This window comes from Pseudomonas graminis (assembly GCF_013201545.1).
Classification (GTDB): domain Bacteria; phylum Pseudomonadota; class Gammaproteobacteria; order Pseudomonadales; family Pseudomonadaceae; genus Aquipseudomonas.
On sequence record NZ_CP053746.1, the window covers coordinates 334,621 to 355,429 of the forward strand.

Annotated in this window: 17 protein-coding genes; 8 read left to right on the top strand and 9 right to left on the bottom strand. The window is 61.3% G+C overall.

Going from position 1 to position 20,809, the window contains the following annotated elements:
* Positions 1-75: 75 nt before the first annotated feature.
* Both FX982_RS01575 and FX982_RS01580 read right to left on the bottom strand, forming a co-directional pair.
* A complete protein-coding gene (locus FX982_RS01575; protein WP_172609394.1) occupies positions 76-1,431 on the bottom strand; it encodes a spinster family MFS transporter in 1,356 nt (451 codons plus the stop codon).
* Positions 1,432-1,701: 270 nt separating this feature from the next.
* Positions 1,702-2,001, bottom strand: coding sequence for a DUF2288 domain-containing protein (locus tag FX982_RS01580; protein WP_122622308.1), 300 nt, complete (start codon positions 1,999-2,001; stop codon positions 1,702-1,704).
* A 326-nt stretch (positions 2,002-2,327) separates the two neighbouring features.
* On the opposite strand from FX982_RS01580, the gene FX982_RS01585 reads away from it, so the two are divergent.
* The 5 genes from FX982_RS01585 (at position 2,328) to FX982_RS01605 (ending at position 7,324) form a co-directional block, all read left to right on the top strand.
* Complete coding sequence (locus FX982_RS01585) at positions 2,328-3,455, top strand: branched-chain amino acid ABC transporter substrate-binding protein (RefSeq protein ID WP_172609395.1); 1,128 nt, start codon at positions 2,328-2,330, stop codon at positions 3,453-3,455.
* A 214-nt stretch (positions 3,456-3,669) separates the two neighbouring features.
* Positions 3,670-4,596, top strand: a complete 927-nt coding sequence (gene livH / locus FX982_RS01590) for a high-affinity branched-chain amino acid ABC transporter permease LivH (protein WP_172609396.1) — start codon at positions 3,670-3,672, stop codon at positions 4,594-4,596.
* Positions 4,593-5,855 (top strand): high-affinity branched-chain amino acid ABC transporter permease LivM, encoded by a 1,263-nt coding sequence (locus FX982_RS01595; protein ID WP_172609397.1) that lies wholly within the window; start codon positions 4,593-4,595, stop codon positions 5,853-5,855. Before livH ends, FX982_RS01595 begins: the two co-directional genes overlap by 4 nt.
* The gene (livG, locus tag FX982_RS01600; protein WP_172609398.1) at positions 5,855-6,622 is read left to right on the top strand and encodes a high-affinity branched-chain amino acid ABC transporter ATP-binding protein LivG; all 768 of its coding nucleotides are present in this window, start codon (positions 5,855-5,857) and stop codon (positions 6,620-6,622) included. The genes FX982_RS01595 and livG overlap by 1 nt, the downstream gene beginning before the upstream one ends.
* Positions 6,623-7,324, top strand: a complete 702-nt coding sequence (locus tag FX982_RS01605; RefSeq protein WP_065992624.1) for an ABC transporter ATP-binding protein — start codon at positions 6,623-6,625, stop codon at positions 7,322-7,324.
* 572 nt (positions 7,325-7,896) lie between these two features.
* On the opposite strand, the gene FX982_RS01610 is transcribed toward FX982_RS01605, so the two are convergent.
* Positions 7,897-8,805: a LysR family transcriptional regulator gene (locus tag FX982_RS01610; protein ID WP_172609399.1), complete on the bottom strand. Its 909-nt coding sequence runs from the start codon at positions 8,803-8,805 to the stop codon at positions 7,897-7,899.
* A 105-nt stretch (positions 8,806-8,910) separates the two neighbouring features.
* On the opposite strand from FX982_RS01610, the gene FX982_RS01615 reads away from it, so the two are divergent.
* The 3 genes from FX982_RS01615 to FX982_RS01625 all read left to right on the top strand — a co-directional run bounded on the left by FX982_RS01615 (position 8,911) and on the right by FX982_RS01625 (position 12,165).
* Complete coding sequence (locus FX982_RS01615; RefSeq protein WP_172609400.1) at positions 8,911-9,510, top strand: short chain dehydrogenase; 600 nt, start codon at positions 8,911-8,913, stop codon at positions 9,508-9,510.
* A gap of 62 nt (positions 9,511-9,572) precedes the next feature.
* A complete protein-coding gene (locus tag FX982_RS01620; protein ID WP_172609401.1) occupies positions 9,573-10,253 on the top strand; it encodes a hypothetical protein in 681 nt (226 codons plus the stop codon).
* Positions 10,254-10,551: 298 nt separating this feature from the next.
* Positions 10,552-12,165, top strand: coding sequence for an NAD(P)/FAD-dependent oxidoreductase (locus tag FX982_RS01625; RefSeq protein ID WP_172609402.1), 1,614 nt, complete (start codon positions 10,552-10,554; stop codon positions 12,163-12,165).
* A gap of 118 nt (positions 12,166-12,283) precedes the next feature.
* Here FX982_RS01625 and FX982_RS01630 read toward each other — a convergent pair whose 3' ends face one another.
* From FX982_RS01630 to dinG, 6 genes are all read right to left on the bottom strand, one after another.
* Positions 12,284-12,748, bottom strand: coding sequence for a glycine zipper 2TM domain-containing protein (locus FX982_RS01630; RefSeq protein ID WP_037012225.1), 465 nt, complete (start codon positions 12,746-12,748; stop codon positions 12,284-12,286).
* A 207-nt stretch (positions 12,749-12,955) separates the two neighbouring features.
* Entirely contained in the window at positions 12,956-13,603 is a 648-nt protein-coding gene (pdxH, locus tag FX982_RS01635) for a pyridoxamine 5'-phosphate oxidase (RefSeq protein ID WP_172609403.1), read from the bottom strand.
* A gap of 48 nt (positions 13,604-13,651) precedes the next feature.
* Positions 13,652-14,758, bottom strand: coding sequence for an OmpA family protein (locus FX982_RS01640; RefSeq protein WP_172609404.1), 1,107 nt, complete (start codon positions 14,756-14,758; stop codon positions 13,652-13,654).
* A 150-nt stretch (positions 14,759-14,908) separates the two neighbouring features.
* Complete coding sequence (locus tag FX982_RS01645) at positions 14,909-16,057, bottom strand: serine hydrolase domain-containing protein (RefSeq protein WP_172609405.1); 1,149 nt, start codon at positions 16,055-16,057, stop codon at positions 14,909-14,911.
* Between the two features lie 74 nt (positions 16,058-16,131).
* Positions 16,132-18,486, bottom strand: a complete 2,355-nt coding sequence (locus tag FX982_RS01650) for a beta-galactosidase (protein ID WP_172609406.1) — start codon at positions 18,484-18,486, stop codon at positions 16,132-16,134.
* A gap of 111 nt (positions 18,487-18,597) precedes the next feature.
* Positions 18,598-20,742 carry an ATP-dependent DNA helicase DinG gene (dinG, locus tag FX982_RS01655; RefSeq protein WP_065992603.1) on the bottom strand — a complete coding sequence of 715 codons (2,145 nt, stop codon included), beginning with the start codon at positions 20,740-20,742 and terminating at the stop codon, positions 18,598-18,600.
* Between the last annotated feature and the right edge of the window lie 67 nt (positions 20,743-20,809).

The following is a 20,809-nucleotide window of genomic DNA, read 5'->3' on the forward strand; positions in this document are numbered from 1 at the left end:
CAACGAGACTGGCCGTAAAAGGGGACTGATCTTATTTACAGCGTTTCACCGTAAATAAATCTGTCCCCTTTTCGGTCACGCCACGGACGGCTTCGCCCCCTGCCCCACCGGCTCATCCGCCACCATCCCCTCGCGCATCCGCTGCGCATCGGCGCTGAAACACGTCGACGCCTTCACCAGAAACACCAGTGCGAAAAACAGCGCCACCGGTATCAGGTACATCGCATCGTGCAGCCCCACCGCCTTGAACGGTTCGGTCATCTGTTCAACCTGCGCGGCGTACATGGCCGAGTGAGCGAAATGGTCGGACAGCAGTCCCACCACCACTGGCCCCAGGCCGCCGCCCAGCAGATATAGACCGGCAAAAAACAACGCCATGGCCGTGGCGCGCAGCCGGGGCTGCACCACGTCCTGAATGGCGGTGTAAACGCAGGTGTAGAAGTTGTAGGAAAACAGCCAGCCCAGGCTGAATACACCCACGAACACGCCGATTTCGATGCGCCCGGCGTGCAGCGCATAACCGGTACACAGCGTCGCGACCACCATGCTCACGGCGGCAAACATCAGACGGCCGTTGCTCCAGCGTTGATGCAGCTTGTCCGCCACCCAGCCGCCGACCGTCAGGCCAACGAGCCCGGTCACGCCGACGATCATGCCGGTCGCCATCGCGGCGTCCTGCAAAGGCAGCAAAAAGTAGCGCTGGAGCATCGGCACCATGAACGAGTTGCAGGCGTAGGTCGCGAAGTTGAACGCAAGACCGGCGAGCACCAGCCAGCGAAACGTAGGAATCGACAGCACTCGGCGGATGGGTCGGTCGATTTTCTCCTGGGAAATGGCCACGCTTTCAGCGGCGCCCCGGGCTGGCTCGCGGATGAAGAACATGAACACCGCCAGCACCAGCCCCGGCACCGCAGCGATGAAGAACGGCGCCCGCCAACTGCCGAAGGCCTGGACCATTGCGCCGATGGTGAAGAACGCCAGCAGCAGCCCCAGGGGCAAGCCCAGCATAAAGATGCCCATAGCCCGGGCGCGGCGGTGGGCCGGGAACAGGTCACCGATCAACGAGTTGGCCGCAGGCGCATAGGTGGCCTCACCAATGCCCACGCCCATGCGCACTAACAGAAACGCCCAGAAGTTGCCGACCAGACCGTTCACCGCCGTCAGACCGCTCCACACCGCCAGACCCCAGCCCATCAACTTGCGCCGCGAGCCATTGTCGGCCATGCGCCCCAACGGCAGACCGGCCACGGCGTACACCAGCGTGAAGGCGGTGCCGATGATGCCGAGCTGAAAATCGCTCAGCGACCATTCTTTCCGGATGGGCTCAATGATGATCGCGGGGATCGTGCGGTCGAAGAAATTGAACAGGTTGGCCAGAAACAGCAGAAACAGAACGCGCCAAGCGTTCCTTGCCTGAGTCGATTGATCCATGGGGCGATCTCTTCTTGTTATAGGAGGCTGTCCCGGCTGACGCTCCGGTTTGCCTGAAATCTAGTCACCCCATGGCACTCTGTCTGTGAACATTCGCCCCGCTGATACCGGCCCATGTAAGGCATGCCTCAGTCCCGCAGTGATCCCCGCCGTGACCCTCACGCGAAGCGTGCGGTCGGTGAGATATTCCGCTACCGGCAACACACTGATAGTTACCGCCCTACCCACTTTGCCATCACTTGGCGCACCATTTTTGAGCAGCTGTCAGCATCACGCCCTTTCATGGATCAACACCCAGGGTGCGACGACGACGGCCCACAGCGGCGGATCACGCTCGAAAAGATCCAGAGCCTTTGATTCAGAGACCTTGCCGACGTCCCCACTCTTGAGCCACGCCGCTACCTGCGCCTCGCGGTTCTCGGCAAATGCCTCTGCCACGGCGATCAAATCCAGCGTCGGCTCGACCCACAACAGGGCACCCTTCGCAAAGAATGGTTGCAATTCTTTCCAGGTAATCGAAGCGGTTTCGCCAAGCAGCTTGGCATAGAGGGTGCTAGGTTCTTGCGTCATGGGTTTTCACCGTATTGGAAATCGGCGCAATGATAGCGCCGCCTTTCATACCGACAAACCCGGATTCAAGTGATTGATTGCAGGGAAGTTCGCGCTAGCCGACCGGTTGCTCGTCCGACAAGACGAAACCAGCCGCCTGATTGTGTATCTTTCTGTCGATTAAGCGACATCCACAGGTTTTGGCCCCCGCAGCCAGCTATTCAAGCGCTCGACCGGCGCTCTAAACTGTTCCGGTACAGTTGCTGGGGTGCGGCCTGGAGATTCAATCCGGTCCTGCAGCTTTGGCCGTCAGGATTATAAAAACGACAACGCAAGAGTGGAGCATCATGACTAAGGGTATTAATCAGATTTCCAAGCTGTTTGCCGCACTGGTTCTGGCGGGGGTTGCCAGTCACTCGTTCGCAGCTGACACCATCAAGATCGGCATCGCCGGCCCTAAAACCGGTGCAGTGGCCCAGTACGGCGACATGCAGTTCAGTGGCGCCAAGATGGCCATCGACCAGATCAACGCCAAAGGCGGCGTTGACGGCAAGAAGCTTGAAGCGGTTGATTACGATGATGCCTGTGACCCGAAACAAGCGGTCGCCATCGCCAACAAAGTGGTTAACGACGGCGTCAAGTTCGTGGTTGGTCACCTCTGCTCCAGCTCCACTCAGCCTGCTTCTGATATCTACGAAGACGAAGGCATCATCATGGTGACCCCGGCGGCCACCAGCCCGGAAATCACCGCCCGCGGTTACAAAATGATCTTCCGCACCATCGGCCTGGACAGCGCCCAGGGCCCGGCCGCTGGCGATTACATCGCCAAACAGGTAAAGCCGAAGATCGTTGCGGTCATCCACGACAAACAGCAATACGGTGAAGGCATCGCCACCGCCGTCAAGCAGACCCTGGAAAAAGACGGCGTGAAAGTCGCCCTGTTCGAAGGCATCAATGCCGGCGACAAGGACTTCTCCTCGCTGATCGCCAAGATGAAGCAAGCCAACGTCGACTTCGTCTACTACGGCGGCTACCACCCTGAGCTGGGTCTGATCCTGCGTCAGGCACAGGAAAAAGGCCTGAAAGCCGGCTTCATGGGTCCGGAAGGCGTGGGCAACGCGTCCATCTCGCAGATCGCTCAGGATGCGTCCGAAGGTCTGCTGGTCACCCTGCCGAAATCCTTCGATCAGGACCCGGCCAACAATGAACTGGTTGCCGCGTTCAAGGCGAAGAAAGAAGACCCAAGCGGTCCGTTCGTGTTCCCGGCCTATGCCGCTGTGGAAGTGATCGCCGACGCGATCAAGACCGCCAAGTCAGAAGACACCGCCAAAGTGGCTGCAGCCATTCACGCCGGTACCTTCAAAACCCCTACCGGTGATCTGTCGTTCGACGCCAAGGGTGACTTGAAAGACTTCAAATTCGTCGTTTACACCTGGCACAAAGATGGCACCAAGACTGAAGCCCCTGTGAAATAACGCAGCCTTCATGCTTACCCGAAGCCCACTGCAACCGCAGTGGGCTTTGTTTTAGCTGGGCAGCGAATTTCACAAGAATTCCGATCCCTGAACATCTTGAAACCGCACCAGTGACCCACTGGGCTCGTGCCGGACGCGGACGTAGATCACGACGCGCGAGCGGGAAAAAACTTCACCAGTGAAACACCAGGCAGGTTTTTAGGAGCACTCAGCAATGCCGATAGATCTCTATCACTTTCTTCAACAGCTGGTTAATGGGATGACCATTGGCAGCACTTACGCCTTGATTGCCATCGGCTACACCATGGTTTACGGCATCATCGGCATGATCAACTTCGCCCATGGCGAGGTGTACATGATCGGGTCGTATGTGGCGTTTATCGCTCTGGCCGGTCTGACCATGCTTGGCCTGGACAGCCTGCCCCTGCTGATTACCGCAGCCTTCGTCGCCAGTATTGTGGTGACCAGCGCCTACGGTTACGCCATCGAGCGAGTTGCCTATCGCCCGTTGCGCGGCAGCAACCGTTTGATCCCTCTGATTTCCGCCATCGGCATGTCGATTTTCCTGCAGAACACCGTGTTGTTGTCGCAAGACTCAAAAGACAAATCGATCCCCAACCTGATTCCCGGCAACTTCGTGTTCGGCCCCGGCAGCACCCATGAAGTGGTGATCTCCTACATGCAGATCCTCATCTTCATCGTCACGCTGGTGGCCATGCTTGGCCTCACCTGGTTCATCTCCCGCTCTCGCCTGGGTCGCGCCTGCCGTGCCTGCGCCGAAGACATCAAGATGGCCAACCTGCTGGGGATCAACACCAACAACATCATTGCCCTGACCTTTGTCATCGGCGCTGCCCTGGCGGCCGTCGCTGCGGTCCTGCTGAGCATGCAGTACGGCGTGATCAACCCGAACGCGGGTTTCCTCGTCGGCATCAAAGCCTTCACCGCTGCGGTACTGGGCGGTATCGGCAGTATCCCGGGCGCGATGCTCGGCGGTCTGGTGCTGGGCATCGCCGAAGCCTTCGGCGCCGACATCTTTGGCGACCAGTACAAGGATGTGGTGGCGTTCGGTCTTCTCGTATTGGTGTTGTTGTTCCGGCCAACCGGCCTGCTAGGCCGTCCGGAGGTTGAAAAAGTATGACCAGGAATCTCAAATCGGCCCTCTTCAGCGCAGTGCTGGTGCTGGCCGTCGCTTACCCGATCCTCGGGCTCAAATTGGACATCGTCGGGATCAATCTCGCGGTGGTCGGCGCCAGCACCACCACCGTGCTGGTGATTTTCGCCGCGGCGTTTCTGATGTTCCTGCGGGTGCTGTTCAACGAACAGATCAGCGCCATGTGGCGTTCGCGCCCGCAGAAACAGCTGATGTCCGACAAGACCAGCAACTTTCTAACCCTGCCGTCGACCCAACGCTGGTTCCTGGGCGCGCTGGTGATCGCTGCGCTGGTGTGGCCGTTCTTCGGTTCGCGCGGCGCAGTGGACATCGCGACCCTGATCCTGATCTACGTGATGCTCGGCCTGGGCTTGAACATCGTCGTCGGTCTGGCGGGCCTGCTTGACCTCGGCTACGTCGGCTTTTACGCCGTGGGCGCGTACACCTACGCCCTGCTGCAGCACTACTTCGGCTTCGGTTTCTGGATCTGCCTGCCGCTGGCGGGGCTGGCGTCGGCGACGTTCGGCTTCCTGCTCGGCTTCCCGGTCCTGCGGCTGCGTGGTGACTATCTGGCCATCGTGACGCTGGGTTTTGGTGAAATCATTCGCCTGTTCCTGCGTAACCTGACCGACATCACCGGCGGCCCGAACGGTATCAGCAATATCGAAAAACCAACGCTGTTCGGCCTGACCTTCGAGCGCAAGGCTGCCGAAGGCATGCAGACGTTCCACGAATACTTCGGCCTGCCCTACAACTCCATCAATAAGGTGATCTTTCTCTACCTGATCGCCCTGCTGCTGGCGCTGTTGGCGCTGTTCGTGATCAACCGGTTGCTGCGCATGCCCATCGGCCGAGCCTGGGAAGCTCTGCGTGAAGACGAAATCGCCTGCCGCGCGCTGGGTCTGAATCCGACCATCATCAAGCTGTCGGCCTTCACCCTCGGTGCTGCGTTCGCTGGTTTTGCCGGCAGTTTCTTCGCCGCGCGTCAGGGTTTGATCACGCCGGAGTCGTTCACCTTCCTGGAGTCGGCGATCATCCTCGCCATCGTGGTTCTGGGCGGGATGGGCTCGCAACTGGGCGTGATCCTCGCCGCCGTCGTGATGATTCTGTTGCCTGAACTGCTTCGCGAATTCAGCGAATACCGGATGCTCGGCTTCGGCGCCTTGATGGTGCTGATGATGATCTGGCGTCCGCAGGGCTTCCTGCCGATGCAGCGTCCCGTCATGAAACTCAAGGGGGAGCGCTGATGAGCCGTCCACTTCTGCAAGCGTCCGGCTTGTGCATGCGCTTTGGCGGTCTGCTGGCCGTCAACGGCGTCGGTCTGACCGTCAACGAGAAACAGGTCGTGTCGATGATCGGCCCGAACGGTGCCGGCAAGACCACCGTGTTCAACTGCCTGACGGGCTTCTACAAGCCCACCTCCGGCGCCATTCTGCTGGACGGCGAGCCGATTCAGGGCCTGGCCGGCCATGAAATCGCCCGAAAAGGCGTGGTGCGTACGTTCCAGAACGTGCGCCTGTTCAAGGAAATGACGGCGGTGGAGAACCTGCTGGTGGCCCAGCATCGCCACCTCAACACCAATTTCCTGTCCGGCCTGTTCAAGACCCCGGCGTACCGCAAGAGCGAGCGTGAGGCGATGGAATATGCCGAGCACTGGCTGGAAGCGGTTGACCTGAAGGAATTCGCCAACCGTCCTGCCGGCACGCTGGCCTACGGTCAGCAACGCCGTCTGGAAATCGCCCGCTGCATGATGACGCGCCCGCGCATTCTGATGCTCGACGAGCCGGCGGCCGGTCTGAACCCGAAGGAAACCGAAGACTTGAAAGCGTTGATCGGCGTGTTGCGCAACGAGCACAACGCGACGGTGTTGCTGATCGAGCACGACATGAAGCTGGTCATGAGCATTTCCGACCATATTGTGGTGATCAATCAGGGCACACCGCTGGCCGATGGCACGCCCGAGCAGATCCGTGACAATCCTGAAGTCATCAAAGCCTATCTGGGGGAAGCGTAAATGCTGCAGTTCGATAACGTTTCCACGTTCTACGGCAAGATCCAGGCATTGCACGGTGTCAGCATCGATGTGCAGCAGGGTGAGATCGTCACGCTGATCGGCGCCAATGGCGCGGGCAAGTCGACGCTGTTGATGACGCTGTGCGGTTCGCCGCGGGCGCACAGTGGCAGCATCCGTTATATGGGTGAAGAGCTGGTCGGTCTGGAGTCGTCGGTGATCATGCGCAAGAGTATTGCGGTGGTGCCGGAGGGCCGTCGTGTGTTCGCGCGTCTGACGGTGGAGGAGAATCTGTCGATGGGCGGGTTCTTTACGGACAAGGCCGATTATCAGGTGCAGATGGATAAGGTGCTTGAGTTGTTCCCGCGTCTGAAGGAGCGTTTCAATCAGCGTGGCGGGACGATGTCTGGCGGCGAGCAGCAGATGCTGGCGATCGGGCGTGCCTTGATGAGCAAGCCGAAGCTGTTGTTGCTGGATGAGCCTTCGCTGGGTCTGGCGCCGATTATTATTCAGCAGATTTTCGAGATCGTTGAGCAGTTGCGGCGGGATGGGGTGACGGTGTTTCTGGTGGAGCAGAATGCGAATCAGGCGTTGAAGATCGCTGATCGTGCGTATGTTCTGGAGAATGGCCGGGTGGTGATGCAGGGGTCGGGGGCGGAGTTGTTGGTTGATCCGAAAGTGCGGGATGCTTATCTCGGCGGATAGCTGCTCGCCTTCGGCGGGTTGTCTTTGGAAAGCCTGAAGATCAAGAGCGTCTGCCTGAGGGCAGACGTTTCGCCTTCGGCGAGTTACTTGGAAAAGCACCCCAAGTAACCAAGGGTGCCTGCTCCTGGTTGGGCCCGACTTCGTCGGGTTCCTTCACTCCGGTCTCGCTCCGTGGGCCCGCGCCGAACGGACATCCATGTCCTGACGGCGCTCTCGCCGCATCCCCGCGGCTCGGCCCACTCCACGAGACCTGCGTTCAGCCTGCACCAAAGTCGCATTTTGTGGTGTCTGGTCAATCGCGTCCGAAGATCAAGATCAAAAGCTTCCCGGCTAAAGCCGGTCCTACAAGGGTCGCCGTCGTTCCCAATGACTGCACGCGTTGCTTTTTAGTGGGACCGGCTTTAGCCGGGAAGAGGCCAGTGGCTGCGCCACCAATTTTGAATGTTAAACCTGCCTGATCGCCCCCGTTCGACCTGTTGATGATCGTTCCCTCGCTCCGCGTGGGAATGCATCCCCTGACGCTCTGCGTCAGCTCGTCTCAGCCCCAGCAACAAAACCAATCCCCTGCGCTCTCAGAGCTTTTCAAGCGCCGCGGTGCTGCGCTCGAACCATTCGCCCAAATAATCCGCCATGACTTGAACCCGCCTCGGCAGTCGTCCTTCGAAGGGGTGGACCAGGTACAGCGATGAAACAGGCGTCTGGTAATCACGCAGCAACCAGTGCAGTCGCCTGTCTTTCAGTTCTTCATGAACCATATACGACGGCAGGCGGGCGATGCCGGCGCCGACCAGTGCGGCTTTTTTCAGGAGGCCGTAGTGGTTGCTGGCGAAGGTGCCGCGGACGTTGACGCGGGTCAGTTCGTGTTTCTGGTGGTAAGCCCAGGATTCGCGGCCGGTGTGGTGGCTGTTGAGCAGGCATCGATGAACCCGCAGTTCTTCCGGCGTGTGTGGGGTACCGTGTTTGGCGAGGTAGGCCGGGCTGGCGCAGGTCAGTTCCTGTAACGACAGCAACGGCTTGGCCACCAGGCGCTCGTCGATGCCCACGCTGGAGCGTATGCCCAGGTCGAAGCCGTCTCGGCGCATGTCGCGGAAGTGGTTGTTGAGGTCTAGCTCGACCTGCACGTCGGGGTAGGTCTGGGCGAATTCGGTGAGCAGGCCTTCGAAGAAAGTTTCGCCCAATGACACCGGCACGGTCAGGCGCACGGTGCCGATCAGGCTTTCGCTCAGGTAGGCCATGGCGTCGCGAACGCGGTCGCGTTGGGCCAGCAGCGCGCGGGCCTCCGGCAGCAGAATGGCGCCTGCCGAGGTAAGCGTCAGGCTGCGGGTGGTGCGATGGAGCAGCGTCACGCCGAAGTTTTTTTCCAGTTTGCTGATGCGCTTGGACAGTTGGCTGGTACTGGTGTCCAGCCATTGCGCGGCCAGGGTGAAGCTATTGGCCTCCACCAGCATCGCGAACGCGGCCAGGTCGTCCATTTCGCTCATGATTGTTTCCTTTCTGACAAACCGGGATTGCCGTTTAGCCCCTGTTTCGGTGGGAAAAGGCGACTCACACTGAGCGCCTGATCCATACCAGGGGGAAACCGCATCATGAAAATTCTATTGATTGGCGCCAGCGGCACCATCGGCTCGGCGATCGAGAAAGAGTTGGCGCCACGCCACGAGATCGTTCGCATCGGTAGAACCGGCGCAGACGAGCACGTCGATATTAGTGACAGCGACTCGATCCGCAAACTATTCGAACGGACAGGCCCTTTCGACGCATTGATTTGCGCGGCCGGCAATGTCACCTTCGCGCCGCTGGGCGAGATGACCGCCGACTCCTTCGCCCTAGGCCTGCGCGACAAGCTGATGGGACAGGTCAATCTGTTGCTGATCGGCCGGGAATTCGCCAACAACGGCGCGTCCTTCACCTTCACCACCGGCATTACCAGCGTCGATCCGATTCGCACCGGGGCGTCTGCCAGCCTGGTCAACGGCGCCATCGACGCCTTCGTGCGCGCCGCCTCCATCGAGATGCCGCGCGGCATGCGGGTCAATTCGGTCAGCCCCACAGTGCTGGTGGAAGCCATGGGCAGCTACGCGCCGTACTTCCGCGGCTTCAAGCCGGTTCCCGCGGCGGATGTCGCATTGGCGTACGCAAAAAGTGTCGAAGGGCTACAAACCGGACAGACCTATCAGGTTGGTTAATCGCCCCTTGTGATGCGCGAGCAGGCTGAGTAACGTGGCGGCACTTGTCTGGAGACCGCCCCATGTCCGCTGCTCGCTCTGCCCTGATGTTCGCCCTGTTGCCTCTGTTCGCCGGCTGCCAGTTGGTGCCCATGTCGTCCAATGACAGCAAGGTGTCGACGGCCGGCATGATCCGCATGCAGGGCACCCTCAGCGGTGACGGCGGCAAACTGTTCTTTGCCCCGTGCAACGAACAGCGCCGCTATGCAGTAACTGACAAGGGCAACACCGGTGTCTTGCAGGAAGCCGCCTCGGTGGTGGACAAGAACGGCAAGGCGTTCGCCGATGTACGTGGCAACTTCGTCGCGAGCAAGGCCCAGGGCAGTGACGGCCAGGCCGACATCTATCAGCTTTACCGCGTGGAGCGCCCGAGCGGCGCCTGCGAGGACCCCAACTTCAAGCGCCTGACGATTCATGCCAGCGGCAACGGTCCGAAATGGAACCTCAACGCCAGCGGCAAGGGTCTGGTGCTGGAGCGCGAAGGCAAAGAGCCGTTCGCCGTGCCGTACATGGAGGAGCAGATGCCCGAGGGCCGCTTCAATCTGATCACCGACGCCAACAATCAACACGTCGAGCTCTACGTGGCGCCGCTGCGCTGTGTGGACCCGTCGAACGGCTCGGTGCAGCACCTGACCGCCGAGTTGCGAGTCAACGGCCAGGTTCAGCGCGGCTGCGCGTACTTTGGGGCGATGCGTAACGATTGATAGCCTTACGCTGAACCTGAACAGGCGCAACACTTGTGGGAGTGAGCTTGCTCGCGAATGCAGTAGGTCAGGCGCTCACAGCGCTGGCTGACAAGACGCTTCCGCGAGCAACCTCGCTCCCGCCTGTTCCCCATCAGCCTTGGGATCAAGTTTCCCAACTGACTCGGTGCAAAGCTAAACGGCGGCTGCGCGGCGGATGTCGTCGCTCGGGCCACCGCTCCCTGCCCAATGTGGCTTATAATCGCGCGCTCTTGTAGTGCTGCCGGGCCGATCCTGCGGCCCGAAACCGGATCTTTAAATGTTACGAATCACCGAATTCAAACTGCCGCTGGACCACGCGGACGACGAACTGCGCCCTGCACTTCTGCAACGCCTGGCCATCGGCAGCGACGAGCTTCTGGATTTCACCCTGTTCAAGCGCAGCTACGATGCGCGCAAGAAATCCACCGAGCTGCAGTTCATTTACACCATCGATTTCCAGGTGCGGGACGAAGCCGCCCTGCTCCAGCGCCTGAGTCACGACAAACACATCGGCCCGGCGCCAGACATCAGTTACAAAGTGGTTGGCCACGCCCCTGCCGATCTGAGCCAGCGTCCGCTAGTGGTCGGCTTTGGCCCCTGCGGGATCTTTGCCGGCCTGTTGCTGGCGCAAATGGGCTTCAAACCGATCATCCTCGAGCGCGGCACCGAAGTCCGTCAGCGCACCAAGGACACCTGGGGCCTGTGGCGCAAGAACGTGCTCAACCCTGAATCCAACGTGCAGTTCGGCGAGGGCGGCGCGGGGACGTTTTCCGACGGCAAGCTTTACAGCCAGATCAAAGACCCGAAATTCATCGGTCGCAAGGTCTTGCACGAGTTCGTCAAAGCCGGCGCGCCTGAAGAGATTCTCTACGTCAGCAAGCCGCACATTGGCACCTTCCGCCTGACGGGCGTCGTTGAAAACATGCGTCATCAGATCGAAGCGCTGGGCGGCGAAGTACGTTTCCAGCAACGCGTCACCGATGTGCTGATCGAAGACGGCCAGATGCAGGGCGTCCTGCTCGACAGCGGCGAGCGCATCGACTCTCGGCACGTGATTCTGGCGCTGGGCCACAGCGCCCGCGACACCTTCCGCATGCTCCACGGCCGCGGCGTGTTCATGGAGGCCAAGCCGTTTTCGGTCGGCTTCCGCATCGAGCACCCACAAGGCTTGATCGACCGCGCCCGACTGGGTAAATACGCCGGTCACCCGAAGCTTGGCGCTGCCGATTACAAACTGGTGCACCACGCCAAGAACGGCCGGTCGGTGTACAGCTTCTGCATGTGCCCCGGTGGCACGGTGGTGGCGGCGACTTCCGAGCCCAACCGCGTGGTCACCAACGGCATGAGCCAGTACTCGCGCAACGAGCGCAACGCCAACTCTGGCATCGTCGTAGGCATCACGCCCGAGCAGGATTATCCGGGCAGCCCGCTGGCCGGCATCGAACTGCAGGAGCGTCTGGAGTCCCACGCCTACCTCATGGGCGGCGAAACCTACGAAGCCCCGGCGCAACTGGTGGGTGATTTCATCGCGGGCAAAGCGTCGACGGCGTTGGGCACAGTGGAACCGTCCTACAAGCCGGGCGTCAAGCTGACCGACCTCGCCGACGCATTGCCCGCCTTCGCCATCGAAGCCATTCGTGAGGCGCTGCCCGCGTTCGAGAAGCAGATCAGGGGCTTTTCGCAGCACGATGCGATCCTCACCGGCATCGAGACCCGCACCTCCTCGCCCCTGCGCATCACCCGTGGCGAAGACCTGCAGAGCCTCAACGTCAAAGGCCTGTTCCCGGCGGGCGAAGGCGCGGGCTATGCGGGCGGCATCCTGTCGGCCGGCGTCGACGGGATTCGCATCGCTGAAGCGCTGGCCCGCAATATCCTGGGCATTACTGAATAAGCCGCTACAGCGCAAAACCTGTAGCTGAGACAGCGTGCTGAAATGCAAAACGCCCCGAATGATCGGGGCGTTTTCGCAAGCGGGCTTTTACACCAAGCTTCAGGCCATCCAGCGCGGTTTAGTGGCTGACGCGGCTGGTACCGTTGACGGTCATGATGCGGACACGCTCACCCACACGGAAGATCTCGTTTTCCTGAACTTCCTGAACATAGGCACGCATGGTGCCGTCGTCTTCACGCACGGTGATCTCGACGCCTTGAGCACGGGTCAGGCCGCCTTCCGCTGCCGAACCCAACAGACCACCGGCGACCGCACCGATCACGGCCGTCACGATGCTGCCGCGGCCGCCACCGATGGCGCTGCCACCCACGCCGCCAACAATGGCACCGGCGCCAGCGCCGATCGGGGTTTTGGTGCCTTCAATCTTCACCGGACGCAGCGATTCGATGGTACCCAGGCGTACGGTCTGCACCTGACGAGCTTCGTCGCGCGAGTACGAGTCGCCGGTGAGGCTTGAAGTACAGCCGCCCAGCGTCAGCGCCATGGCGGTGAACGAAGCAACCAACAGAACAGACTTACGCATAACAGTATCTCCAGAGGAACAGGTAGCCATTAGACTCTGCGACGCCAATCGATGTCACGGTCCTGTACCGATAATTTACGTTTATTCAGGCGTGATACAGCAACCCGCCGACGTCTACATCAGTGGACGACGGCGCCGGGGATTGATTCAAAGAAAAGTGTGACAGAGACCCGAGGGCGACAATCAGCCAGTCCGAAACGCCAGCAATCAGGGGGCCAGGCGCTCCCGCTGCCATTCACTTTCAACCAGTCGATAGTTCAGGCGGTCGTGCAGACGGCTTGGACGTCCCTGCCAGAATTCGATGCGATCCGGTACCAGACGATAACCGCCCCAGTGATCGGGACAGTCAGGCTGGGTGTCCATGAAACGCGCCTCGGTGGCTTTGAGCAAACCTTCGAGTTCTTCACGGTCGGCGATCACCCTACTTTGCGGAGAAGCCCAGGCACCCAGGCGGCTGCCGAGGGGGCGTACCTGGAAATAGGCGTCGGACTCTTCGTGGCTGACTTTGGCCACGCGGCCCTCGATGCGCACCTGACGTTCCAGCGTGGGCCAGAAGAACGTCATGGCGGCAAAAGGACGTGCGTTCAACTGCTGGCCTTTGGCGCTTTCGTAGTTCGAAAAGAACGTGAAACCCTGGGCGTCCAGGCCTTTGAGCAGCAGGACCCGGCAATGCGGGCGGCCGTCGGCATCGACAGTCGCCAGCGTCATGGCATTGGCCTCCACCGGCGCTTGCTCGGTCTGGACCGCTTCGTTGAACCAGTGATGAAACAGTGCGAAGGGCTCTTCCGGAGCCTGGGCTTCGGTCAACCCTTCGCGGGCATAGTTACGACGCATATCGGCCAGACGCTGGCTCATCACTGCCTTCCTTAATCGAGATTCGTGAACAGATTCCCGATCTTAACCTCAGTTGCTGGCCTGAGCATCCGGGGCAGGTTTTTTAGCGGCTGCTTTCGCAGGCGCTGCCTTGGCTTTCGCCGGCGCAGCTTTCTTCACCGGCGCTTTTTTGGCCGCAGGCGCTTTGGCGGCTGAAGCCTTGGTCGCAGCGGCCTTCTTGACCGGTGCGGCCGATTTGACAGGCGCAGCCGCCTTGGTCGGTGCGGCAACCGGTGCCGGAGCCGGCGCGTTGGCAGTTTGCACGGCCAGCAAGGTTGGCGCCGGCGGCAAGTTGTACTTGGCCATCTGGGCAACCATGGTGTCTTGCGGGGTGAGGATGATTTCCACGCGGCGGTTCAATGCGCGACCTGGCGCACTGTCGCTGGCTGCACGGGGCATGTCGGCGCCCATGCCACGCAGGCTCAGGCGGTTACGCTGCAGGCCGCTGAGGCGAAAAATCGCCGCGACCGATTGTGCGCGCTGCTGGCTGATCTTGAGATCGGCGTCGCCGGCGACATCACCGTGACCCAACACCAGAACAGCGGCGCGCGGATCGACTTCAACAATCTTGGCCATGCGGCTGATCGGGCCGAGGTTGGTCGGCAGGAGCATTTCAGGACGTTTCGGATTGAAAGTACTGTCGACCGGCGCGGTCACCACGAGGATGTCGTCACGGCGCTCAAGCTGGAACTGGCTGTCCTTGATCGCTTCGCGGACTTTCGGCTCATTCAGATCCAGCCAGGCTTGGGTCACTTTAGGGTCGACTTTGGGAACAGCTGGCGCTGCGTCTTTTTTGGCTTCGGTCGCACCGAACGGCCACCACCATTTGTTGGCGTCGCCGGCCTGAGCAACGGCCGGGGCCGCAGCCGGTTGAGTGGCGGCAACTTCCGGTTTCTTCTCGGTCTCGCCGTGGTCAGAACCAAACGGCCAGTACCAGCGCGTGCCGGTCTCGGCCTGGGCTTTTGCCACTTGCGCGGCCGCCGGGCCTGGCGCCGGGGTTGCCGGAGCGGCATCGGCGCCTTTGCCTGAGCCGAACGACCACCAGTGGTCATTGCTGGCCGATGGGTCCTGAGGGGTTTGCGCACAGCCGGTGACGGCGAGGCAGATGGCGAATGCGAGGCTTTTGTTAGCTGACATGGGTGACCCACATGAATAATTGATCAGAAAATGAACGAAGCAGCGCTCATATAACACGCATAAAGACCGATTTGGAAAAAGAAACCGCCCTACGGTTCCGTTATCGATCTTTAACTGACAGTCGGTAGAACAAGCACTTAACGGTGATACTTATTGCAAACACTCACCAAGCTCGCGCACGAGACGCTGAGCGCGCGGGTCCATCAGCACGTAAGGACCGAGGGTATTCGTTACGAAACCGAACGCGACATCGCGCTCGGGATCGGCGAAACCTACCGAGCCGCCTGCGCCAGGATGGCCGAACGACTTGGCACCCAGGCCAAATGTTGCGTTAGGCACCGCGGGTTGATCGAGCATGCAGCCCAGACCGAAGCGCGTCTGGGTGAGCAGCGTCTTGTCCTGGCCGATGCTGTGCTCGCGGGTGAGCTCGTTGAGCAAGTCGCCGTCCAGCAGGCTGCCATCCAGCAAGCCGCTGTAGAAACCGGCCAGACTGCGTGCGTTGCCATGGCCATTGGCGGCAGGTTGCTGCATGCGCCGCCATTCCGGCTTGTTGGTGCTGGTCATGATCGACGGCGGGTTGGTGAACGCCCTGGCGGTCATGGAAGCGGGTTCGCGCATCGTGGTCTGCAGCAGCCGCTGTGCGGACTCGTCGCCGGTATTGCCCTTGCCTCTGGCGATGTGGGCGACGCGGTGAAACTCTTCATCAGCGAGACCGACATGGAAATCCAGGCCCAATGGCCGTGAAATACGCGCCGCAATGGATTCGCCCGGGCCACGCCCGTCGGCACGCCGAATCATCTCGCCCACCAGCCAGCCGTAGGTGATGGCGGCATAGCCGTGGCCCTGCCCCGGCGTCCACCAGGGCTCCTCGGCAGCCAACACACTTGTCATGGTCTGCCAGTCGTAAAGCGCTTCGGCCGGCAATATTTCACGGATCGCCGGGAGCCCGGCCTGATGACACAGCAACTGGCGCAGCGTGACGGACTGTTTGCCGTTGGCCGCAAACTCAGGCCAGAGACGGGCGACAGGCTCATCCAGATTCAGCTTGCCCTCGCCCACCAACTGCAAGGCCGTGACCGCCGTAAAAGTCTTGGTGCAGGAGAAGAGATTGGCAATGGTGTCGCTGTGCCAGACTTCGCTGCCATCCTTGTCTGCCGTGCCCGCCCACAGATCCAGCACCGTCTCGCCGCCAACCTGCACGCACAGCGCTGCGCCACGCTCCTGCGGATCGTCGAACAGCGCGGCGAACGCCTCGCGTACGGCCTCAAACTGAAGCTCGAAATGGCCTTGAATCTGCACGGTCTGGCTCTCCGGTCGGGCTGCAAAAATGGCGAACATTGTTCCAGCGAATGATCGCTTTGGGAACCGCCCGGTTAAGGGCGCTTGGCGATCACATCCACGACCTGTCCATTGGCCTTGCGCACTGCCTCAACGAAGCCCTGGTACGGTACGTCGGTGATGCCCACCAGCCCGAGATGGCCGTTTTCGCCGTCGAGCAAGCGGCCCGTGACAGGCTGATCCAGGTACTGGAACCAGTGCACGCCGACGATGGAGGGCTCGGCCAGCGCGCTTTTCAGGAAATTGGCGTAAGCCGGCCCACGATCTTCCTCCCGCGGCACTTCGAGCACTCCGCCCCAGAACGGCCCGCGATCGCGGGAGCCGAAATGAAACTCGGTGACCATCACAGGCTTGTCGAGCACGCGCAGTTTCGCGAAGTCCACGCCGTCCTGGGGTTTGAGGGTGTAAGAGTTGAAGCTCAGCACGTCGCAGAACTTGGCGCAGGCTTCAACCGCTTCGGGGCTGGTGACGCCAAAGCGGCCACCGAGCAGCAGATGGTTCGGCGCATGCCACTTGAGCGCGTCGGAAATGGTCTTGAAATAGGTCTCGGCGAACACACGCTGGAAATACCGGAAGTCGTTTTCGATCTCCGGGTGCTCTGCGCTCGGCAGCGGCGGCTCGAAGCCCGGGTCCTCCATCAACTCCCAGGCCGATAGATTGATGCCCCACGCTTTGGACAGCCCTTCTTCATTGCGGTACTTGTCGCGCAACTGCTTGAGGAACGCGCGCTTGGCCGGCACATCGGTGGTCAACTTCAGGGTGCCGTAGGCCAATGCGTAGCGGTCCTTGGGATCATTGCCCGGCGCAGCCCAGGCCAGTTCGTTATCGGCGAAGTAGCCGATCAGATACGGGTCATCGCGATGATCGCGCGCAGCGATGGCGACGGCCCGCTCGGTGGCCATGGCGAAGCGCGGATCGAATGGGTCCGGCATGCCGCCCCACCAGTCCAGGCCGGTGCTGATGCTCACGTAGTCGCCAACAATGGACAGCGGCAGTGTGTAGGGCACGCGTTCCTTCTTGCTGCTTTCGAGGTTTTGCAGCGCGGGCTCGCTCCAGTTGCCCACGGTGTTGAAACCCCAGGCCTGCAAGCGTTGCAGGGTGTGGTCGACCCAGCGTTTGCTGTCCACGATCACCGGTTTGCATTCAACGGCAGGCGCAGGCGTGGCGGTTTTTTCGGGCTGAGGCGCTGGTGCAGTCTGCGCGGCAGCGCTGTCGGCAGTGGAGGCGTTCGCGGCTGTGCCCGCGTCTTCGTCGTCGGCCGGATCGGCAGGCTTTGAGACTTCCACGCACTTCGGCACACCGTACGTGCGCTGCAGGTTGGCCCCATAGAAATCGAACCAGCGGCCCTGATCGAACTGCCGGTTGCGGTTGGCGCCCGTCTCGCGGTTGTCGTCGCCCTTGCCATAGAACGCGGCGAGCGGATCGTCGCTGCCAGGGAGGCCGGTGAACATGGCTTCGCGGCCTTCGACGTAGGTCTGGCTGTCGTCCGCGGAGACGGCGTTTACCCCCAGCGAGTAAAAAGGGTGGCCTTCCGGCGTCACCAAGTACCAGCGATCATCGCGCTTTTCGGTGCGGAAAAAGCCCTTCGCTTCGAATGACGGGCCGCTCAGCAAGCCGCCGTATTTGTCGTGGGCCGGACGGTCTTTCAGCCAGGTTTGCAACTGTTGCTGCTCCTTGGCGGCCAGCGCTTTGAGCTGATCGTCGCTGGTGACCTTCTCCGGCCACTTGCCCCGGGTGAACTGACCGTAGCCGTCGACCAGGTTGCTGAAGGCCGCGGTTTGCAGCGCGTCGCCCTCTTGCACGCCGAACTTCTCGATCAGGACGGACTGCGCCACATTGGGTTGAGACATCGACACGGTGACCGATGAAACCTCGGCGCTGTTCAGCTCACCCTCGGTGTTCGCCAGCAACACGCGCTGCCCTTCGTACATCCACGGCATGGGTGGGCCGGCGCGCATGCCCTGGCTCAGTGGCGAGCTGGCCTTGAGCGGCAGCACCAGGGTTTGTGCCGGTCCGGCCGGCAGGTCGATGCGGCTGGTGAGGATTTTGCCGTCGCGACTTTCGATCTGCACGTACACCGTCAACGCCCAATCCATCGCGCTTTGCAGGCGCAAGGTCATGGCGCTGTCGTGGCTCCAGTCCCAGACGCCGGTCTGCGGGGTCAACTGCAGGCTGGGCTTGGCGACCGGATTGAACACCACCCTGCGCAGCACTTCGCCTTCGGCAGTCTGTTCGGCGTTGGACTGGGGAAAACCGGCATCCTGGGTCGTGACCTTCACCACGTCGGCGGGCCGGACGAAATTGAACAGCGTTTGCTGCACATCAGGCGCGGCGTGGGCCATACCGGCGCACAGCGTGGCAAGGAGGGCGGACAGTGAACGGCGAATCATGTGATCTGAAGCTCCTTGATCATCTGAGGCCCGGAGCACGACGAGGTTGCGCGCATCCGGGCGGACCGAGTGTTAAGACCCGGTCAACCGTGTTTCATTTGCAACACGGATTCAGGAAATTTCGCGCCGGAATGGCGGCAGTGCGTTGAGGATGGCTTTGCCATAGCGCTGGGTCACGACCCGGCGATCCAACAGCGTGATGATGCCGCGGTCCTGCTCGGTGCGCAGCAGACGACCGCAGGCCTGGATCAGGCGCAACGAGGCGTCGGGAACGGCGATTTCCATGAACGGATTACCGCCTCGCGCTTCGATCCATTCGGCCAGTGCGGCTTCGACCGGATCATCCGGCACGGCGAAAGGAATCTTGGCGATGACAACGTGCTCGCAATACGCACCCGGAAGATCGACCCCTTCAGCGAAGCTGGCCAGCCCGAACAGAACGCTTTCATCGCCACCGTCGACCCGCGCCTTGTGCTTGTTGAGGGTTTCCTGTTTCGACAGGTTGCCCTGGATGAACACCCGCTTGCGCCAGTCACGTTCCAGCCCGTCGAACACTTCCTGCATCTGTTTGCGGGACGAGAACAGCACCAGCGTGCCTTTGGAGCCTTCGACCAGATTTGGGAGTTCACGGATGATGGCGGCCGTGTGTTCGGCCGCGTTGCGAGGGTCGGCTTTGAGGTCCGGCACGCGCAACACGCCCGCGTCAGCATGGTGAAACGGACTCGGCACCACGGCGGTAACAGCATCTTTCGGCAGCCCGGCGCGCATGCGGAAGCGGTCGAATTTGCCCAGCGCGGTCAACGTAGCCGAGGTCACCAGCGCGCCGTAAGCGACGTTCCACAGGTTGCGGCGTAGCATTTCGGCGGCGAGGATCGGGCTGGCGTTGACCTCGATGTCGAACAGCGAGCCGCTGTCGGCCAGGGTCAACCAGCGCGCCATGGGCGGGCTGTTTTCCGGATCTTCTGCGGTGAAAGCGGTCCACAATTCCCAGTTACCGTGGGCGCGGGCCAGCAAGCTGCCGAACAACGGATACCACTCTTCCGCCTGATGGCTGGCGATGCCGATGTTGACCTCGCCATCCATGCCTTCTTTAAGCAGCTCGGTCAGGCGCGTGAACAGATCGTCGAGCCGGGCGAAGCCTTTTTTCAGCTCAATGCCCATCTCGCGCATGTGTTCGGGGACCACACCGCCGACGAAGCGATGGCGCGGACGCTCGCGGCCTTCCATGTCTTCGCCTTGCTTGAAATCGGCAAGCTGCTCGCACGCCGTGAACATGAATTGCTGCTGGGTTTTGATCTCCCGTGCCAGCTCGGGCACCTGCTCGATCAACTTGCCCAGATCGCCCGGCAGCGGGTGCTGGGCGAGCAATTTGGTGAGGTTCTTGGCGGTTTGCTCCAGCCAGTCGGCAGTGGAGCGCAGGCGACTGAAATGGGCGAAGTGGCCGATCGCCTTGTCTGGCAGGTGGTGGCCTTCGTCGAACACGTACAGGGTGTCGCGGGGATCGGGCAGGACCGCACCGCCGCCCAGCGCCAGATCAGCGAGGACCATGTCGTGGTTGGTGACGATGACGTCGACTTTGCCCATGCCCTCGCGGGCCTTGTAGAAGGCACACTGCTGAAAGTTCGGGCAATGGCGGTTGGTGCACTGGCTGTGATCGGTGGTCAGGCGCGCCCAGTCCTGATCGGCCAGCTCCTGGGGCCAGCTGTCGCGGTCGCCGTCCCATTTGTTACCGGCAAGCTTTTCGATCATGGTGGTAAAAAGCTTCTGGCTGGCCTCATCCACTTCGATCTTGAAGCCTTCTTCTTCGAACAGCTGCGCGGTCGCGCTCTGGGCGTCGCCTTCCTGCAGCAGCATGTCGAGTTTGGACAGGCACATGTAGCGGCCGCGGCCCTTGGCCAGCGCGAACGTGAAATTCAAGCCGCTGTTGCGCATCAGGTCGGGCAGGTCTTTGTAGACGATCTGCTCCTGCAGAGCGACGGTCGCTGTCGCGATGACCAGGCGCTTGCCGGCGGCCTTGGCGGTCGGAATGGCTGCGATGGCGTAGGCGACGGTTTTGCCGGTGCCCGTCCCCGCCTCGACCGCCACCACAGCGGGATCACCCGAACGGCGGCCTTCTTCGTCGGTATCGACGTCGCCCAGCACCTTCGCCACTTCAGCGATCATCAGGCGCTGGCCGTAACGAGGCTTGAGGCTCTTGGCTTCGAGGAAACGCGAGTAGGCGCCCTGAATCTGGGATTTGAGTTCGGTGCTGATCATGGGCTGGGTCGTTGGCTCGGCGTCACGGGTGCTGAATGAAAACGAAAACCGCTGGATATATCTTCAG